This window comes from Bradyrhizobium sp. Kon56, assembly GCF_055807635.1.
Window position 1 is genome coordinate 1 of sequence record NZ_JBVVOU010000077.1, and the last position, 5,533, is coordinate 5,533.

General features: G+C 60.3%; 3 protein-coding genes and 3 pseudogenes. 2 read left to right on the plus strand and 4 right to left on the minus strand.

The window, feature by feature from the left end; translation table 11 throughout:
• From AC0L3B_RS37820 to AC0L3B_RS37830, 3 genes and pseudogenes are all read right to left on the minus strand, one after another.
• Window positions 1-284, minus strand: a pseudogene (locus AC0L3B_RS37820) (hypothetical protein); the annotation flags it as partial.
• Between the two features lie 112 nt (window positions 285-396).
• Window positions 397-795, minus strand: coding sequence for a recombinase family protein (locus AC0L3B_RS37825; RefSeq protein WP_473382610.1), 399 nt, complete (start codon window positions 793-795; stop codon window positions 397-399).
• Window positions 776-976, minus strand: coding sequence for a hypothetical protein (locus AC0L3B_RS37830; protein WP_473382612.1), 201 nt, complete (start codon window positions 974-976; stop codon window positions 776-778). Before AC0L3B_RS37830 ends, AC0L3B_RS37825 begins: the two co-directional genes overlap by 20 nt.
• A gap of 315 nt (window positions 977-1,291) precedes the next feature.
• Here AC0L3B_RS37830 and AC0L3B_RS37835 point away from each other — a divergent pair.
• Window positions 1,292-1,693, plus strand: a pseudogene (locus AC0L3B_RS37835) (ATP-binding protein); the annotation flags it as partial.
• Window positions 1,694-2,013: 320 nt separating this feature from the next.
• On the opposite strand, the gene ccrA reads toward AC0L3B_RS37835, so the two are convergent.
• Window positions 2,014-3,291 (minus strand): crotonyl-CoA carboxylase/reductase, encoded by a 1,278-nt coding sequence (gene ccrA / locus AC0L3B_RS37840; RefSeq protein WP_473382615.1) that lies wholly within the window; start codon window positions 3,289-3,291, stop codon window positions 2,014-2,016.
• A 1,163-nt stretch (window positions 3,292-4,454) separates the two neighbouring features.
• On the opposite strand from ccrA, the pseudogene AC0L3B_RS37845 reads away from it, so the two are divergent.
• Window positions 4,455-5,294: pseudogene (locus AC0L3B_RS37845) on the plus strand (HpcH/HpaI aldolase/citrate lyase family protein).
• Window positions 5,295-5,533 lie beyond the last annotated feature (239 nt).

A 5,533-nucleotide genomic window follows, 5' to 3' on the forward strand; every position in this document is an offset into this window, starting at 1 on the left:
CGACCGCGCCCGACCAGTTCGAGCCGATGCACCAGCGCAACCCAATGGCGACGTCGATCCGCGACTCTGGTGTCAGGATGGTCAAGTGCCGGCGTGCTACCCGAGACACGCAAGCGGATCGTGGCGCCATAGGTTGCGGCGGCCAACGGAACGCGCTCGTGTCTGAACGCGAGGTGCACCTGACGCACCGACTGCATCTCGGTGAACTTGGCGAAGACGAGCGCGATCGCCTCGCCGACGCGCCGATCCGGGTCCTTCTCGATGCGGTTATGGCCGACCCGCACGTAGAGCCGACGGCGACCGTCATGAACAGCTCGCCCCGGCGCGCCTTCTGCTTCAGCGCTTCGAGCGAGCGCTGGCGCAGTACCGACAACTCCATCTCGCTCATGGTGCCCTTCATGCCGAGCAGTAGGCGATCGTTGGGCTGTCGCGGATCGTTACGCCGTCCTCGTCGGCGATCAGTGTGCCGACGAGACCGCAGAACTCGAGTAGCGCGTGCCAGTCGCGACCGTTGCGTGCGAGCCGCGACGCCTCGATCGAGACCACGACCCCGACGCGTACCTCACAGATGGCGGCCAGCAGCTTCTCGAAGCCGGGCCGCGCGACGCCACTGCGGGAGCGGCCGAGATCGTCATCGATGACGGCAACATCGCTCCAGCCCAGTTGTCGCGCGCGCTCCGGCAAATTGTACTGACGGCGCTTACTTTCCAGGTTTTTGACGACCTGATCAGGCGTCGACTGACGGATGTAGACGACGGCCTGACGGGCGAGTTGCTCAGGCGTGACCTTGCTCATGAGCGGCCTCGCTCGTCTCTGTGGTTGGCGTGCCCGTCTCGATATTGGCGCCGTCGGCGAGGGCCTCGATCAGCAGCCCCTCGATCAGGCGGACGAGAGTGCTTCTCTGCGATGCCGGAATCTCCGGCGTCTGGCGATCCTCCTCGAACAGGCTCCCTTGCAAGTGGCGTCTTGGTTGCATGACTCCCCTCCTTCACGCGGGGGCCATGCCCCGCCTTGAGAGGCGATAAGGGCATCGATTCACGCCGCAGCTCGACGAGCCTTTCGACAGCCAACCGATGGCTTGCTGTGAGCGTTGCAGAGCGGGCAATATCCTCGCTCATCCAGGCTGGGATCAGGGCGAGTGTCCCGTCGGGCTGCACCACAACCAGATGGTCCTCGCCGGCGAAGCGCTTGCGGTGCTCGACCTGCACCATCTGCCCGGCCCGAGGATGGAACGGATAGAGGATCAAAACCTCGAACGCCGGACACCCGGCATTGTGACGCTGTCTCGTCGGGCGTCGGGAAGACGCACTTGTCGATCGCGCTCGGGCGAGAGGCGATCCTGGCCGGGGTACACGGTGCAGTTCACCACGGCGACGACACTAGTCGCCGGCCTCGCCAAGGCGCACGGCGAGCGGCGCCTGGACGAGAAACTGCTTGCGCTGGCGAAGCCCCAAGCTGCTGATCGTCGACGAACTCGGCTACCTGCCGCTGGAGCCCGACGCGGCGCATCTGTTCTTCCAGCTGGTCAGCCGCCGCGACGAAACCGGCGCCATGCTGATCACGTCGAACCGCAGCGTTGCCGAATGGGGCACCGTGTTCGCCCGGTGATGCCATATTGGATCGTATCATTCATAACGCCCAAAGCATTGAGTTCAAACGCGCTAGCCTACGTCGCCGGGGTGGCGAAAGGTGAAAAAATGTGACCACCTCGCCGATCGTCCCACCGGTCCACGGGTCCCTCCCGCGCGCTGCATCGCCCGTGGAGTACCCCGCGCCGCGCACGGGGGCTCTCCCGTGGACCGCTGGGGCGATCTCCAAGCCATGCCGCCCGTGTTGACCAAGAGGCCATTTCCAGCACACATAAACCCATCAGTCGTGTTCGCCTCCGCAAGTAGTCACCATGGCCTGGAATACGCCCCAGTCAGCCGACTTCGATGCCCGATCGAGCATACTTTCCCAAAGCCCAAATACCGGTGAAGCGCGAACTCTCCAAAATACAATCGACAATGGCTGCTAGTCAGGATAGCTCGCCTTAACGATGTCCTCGAGATTGCGCAGACCAGGGCGCGGTGCATTGACCAGTACGGCTGTGTTCCCCGGCTTGTGATGATTCTTCCACATCTTGGTGTGGGCTCGTGCAATTTCTTCCCATGAAAAGACCTCGCTCATGCACGGGGCGACGCGACGATCGAGCACGAGCCGATTCGCTGCGCATGCCTGCTTCAGATTGGCAAAATGCGAGCCCTGGAGTCGCTTTTGGCGCATCCAGACATACCGGGCGTCGAACGTAATGTTGAATCCTGTGGTGCCGCCACAGAACACCACCATACCGCCACGCTTAACGATCAGAGTCGATACTGGGAAGGTTTGCTCACCTGGGTGCTCGAACACAATATCGATGTCGCGCTTTCCGGTTAAATCCCAGACCGCCTTTCCAAACCGTCGAGCCTCTTTGAGCCAGGTATTATATTGGGTTGAACCTACGGCAGGCATGGCGCCCCAACAATTGAAATCCTTGCGGTTAATGACACCTGTCGCGCCGAGCGCAATCACGTACTCGGCTTTATCGGGTTCAGAGATGATGCCAATCGCGTTGGCACCGGAGGTACGGGTAAGCTGCACACCGAATACCCCAAGTCCGCCCGAGGCCCCCCACACCAGTACGTTATCGCACGGCTTAACGATGTGGGGGGCGTGACCGAACAGCATGCGGTAAGCTGTGGCGAGAGTCAGTGTGTAGCAGGCAGCTTCCTCCCAACTCAGGTGAACTGGTTTTGGCATCAGCTGTCGCGACTGCACACGGCAGAACTGGGCGAAGGAGCCATCAGGGGTCTCGTATCCCCAGATCCGCTGGGATTGCGAGAGCAGAGGCTCGCCGCCATTGCACTCCTCGTCGTCGCCGTCATCCTGGTTGCAGTGCATGACGACCTCATCACCAACCTTCCAGCCCCGCACCCTTGCACCTATGGCCCAGACTATCCCCGCCGCGTCTGAGCCGGCGACATGGTAAGGAACCTTGTGAACATCGAAGGGCGAGATCGGCTTGCCGAGTGCGGCCCAGATTCCGTTGTAATTGACCCCTGCAGCCGCCACGAATACGAGGACCTCGTCCTCCGCGACTGGCCAAGTTGGCACCACTTCGACCAGCATCGAAGTCTCCGGTGGCCCATGTCGCTCTCGGCGTATGGTCCACGCGTACATGTTTTCGGGAACGTATCCAAGCGGCGGGATCTCCCCGATTTTATAGAGCGGCTTCGGACCATTTGCTGGCAAAGGCAGTTCAGTAAGCATCGACATAGCGGCCTCGTTCTCCCAATTACTACAAAAAGCGCTAATCGGCACCTGCTTCAGTAGATGACTTTCCCGCTGCTGGTGAAGACCCGGCGAACGAGCGAGTTCCTAGCTTTATGACAGAGCGACCTGATGGCCAAAGCCACGTCCGCAGGTTGGAACAAGTTAGACCATTGGGTGCTTCGCTTGAGCAAGCTACCGATTCACGCAGTGCCACAGCCCGTAGAAAAGTGCTCTTAACAGGCTTGCATTCTCACCAGTTCGTCGTGGCGAGCAATTCTCGCGCGAGTCGCATTCTCCCAAACCAAGCATCAGCGGTTTCTGCCGATGCGTATGCAGGTCGGTCTTGGTCGTGTAAAAACGCAGTTGCATGACGCAGACCGGCGCGGGCCGAACTCAGGCTACCGCGGTCGGGGCAATGTGGCCAAATTTTGCGAGCCGCTCGACCAAATCAGCGAGCGGCTACCGTCTGGCAAGACCATGAGAACGAGGAGGACGCCGCGCCGCCGGATGCTGCTGACCACGGCCAGCGACTGGCCTTCGAAGGCGTGGCGCTCGCGGATGATGGTCAGCGAATCTGGAATATCACGGTGATAAGTAGTCTGTGGCCGCTTCCTTTGGCAGCATCAACCATGACTGGTTGATCCGCTTCCTGGAGCACCGCATCGGCGACAAGCGCATCATCCGTCTGATCCGGAAATGGCTCAAGGCGGCATCCTCGAGACGGGAGTGTCCTCTGCGTCATTGTCCGCTCCGTCGGTTGCCGCGGAATCCAATTAGTCAACCGGTCCTATTTTAGGGTCCACTTCCGACCAGGCGTCCGGCACCGGGAGTGCCTTTCCGACTGATAGTCGCGTTAGCTTCAGACCACGCCGCTCGCGCCATGCCAACGGCGACGAGTAGGTCCCAGTGACCGTTCGGATCGCACAGCAGCTTCGGCAATCTTCCGCCAGCTGCTTCCGCCGACGTTGATCGGGCCGAATGTCAGCCCACAAGGTAAGATAGGTGCGCGGGCAATTTCGGAGATGTAATCAACGGCCAAGCTACAACGGTAGACGCCGAGCCAGCAAGAGGCCCGACCTTGATGCTAGCTGGAGATGTGAGTTCCGAACGAGGAAGAAATTATGCCCCAGAAACTTCGAGATGCTCGCTGGTATCGCTCGATGCTCTACGTCCCTGAACACAAACTCGACTGGATATTAAAGGCGCCCAAATATGGAGCCGATGCCCTGATGTTTGATCTCGAAGACTCGGTCGAGATCACCCAGAAAGCTGGAGCTCGGAATGCGGTTGCGGCAGCTATTAAGTAGCTCTGCACCGGCCCCTTCGGGCGCTTCGTGAGGCTCAATGGGTGGCGAACAGGCTGTCTGCTAGACGACCTTACTGCGGTTGTAATCGATGGCCTCGACGGGGTGGCGCTGCCTAAGACTGAAGATCCGGAGGATATTGCCGCTCTGGACCTTGTTCTTTTGGAGTTGGAGAGGTCGCGAGGTTTGCCGGTCGGCCAAATCGAAATTTGTCCGCACGCCGAAAGTGCAGCTTCGATGAACAGGCTTTACGAAATCTGCATGGCCTCTCCCCGCGTCAAGCGGGCTGGGGGGACCGGTGGCCCAGTGCGGGGTGGAGACGGGGCGCGCTCGCTCGGTTTGCAGTACGAAGATGGTGCTGACGAGGCACTTTTCTTCGGAGCCTATTCCGCGTTGCAAGCCCGCGCTGCCGGAATTGTGCGCGTTGAAGGCGCCATGACTGCGAAGTTGGATGACCTCGCGTTGGTGCGGCGCATCGGCGAAAAGTCGAAGCGCCTGGGCGCGTCCTGGGCTTCCGCGACCCACCCGAGCCATATCCCAATTATCAACGAGATCTACTCGCCATCCCAGGCTGAAATCGATGAGGCCCGCGATCTCGTGTCCGCTCTGGCGGAGGGCATTGCGAAGGGCGGGGCCGCGGTTCGGCACGAGCTCTGGTGCACGTTGTCGTTCGCTGGGCAGTTTGAAATCCGTTAAGAACGCCCTGAAGCGCTTGATTTGGGCGTGAGCGCGGCGTTCATTGCACAAATCAAAAATCGCCTGCAGCTATGATTTTTGACCTGACGGCAGTCCTATGTTTTGGCGCAGTGTAGCGACTGGGCGCGTCGAGACGAATATGCGGATAATGAACTCGACGACGATCTCATTGGACGAGCGTCAAGGGTAAACTCCAAACCACACAAGAGGACTTGTCAAACAATGTCCGAATGGGACTA

Bases quoted from the DNA above. Each gene is read 5' to 3' on its own strand.
- ccrA (WP_473382615.1), bottom strand. From the start codon at position 3,291: ATGCTTACTGAACTGCCTTTGCCAGCAAATGGTCCGAAGCCGCTCTAT.
- AC0L3B_RS37830 (WP_473382612.1), bottom strand. From the start codon at position 976: ATGCAACCAAGACGCCACTTGCAAGGGAGCCTGTTCGAGGAGGATCGC.
- AC0L3B_RS37825 (WP_473382610.1), bottom strand. From the start codon at position 795: ATGAGCAAGGTCACGCCTGAGCAACTCGCCCGTCAGGCCGTCGTCTAC.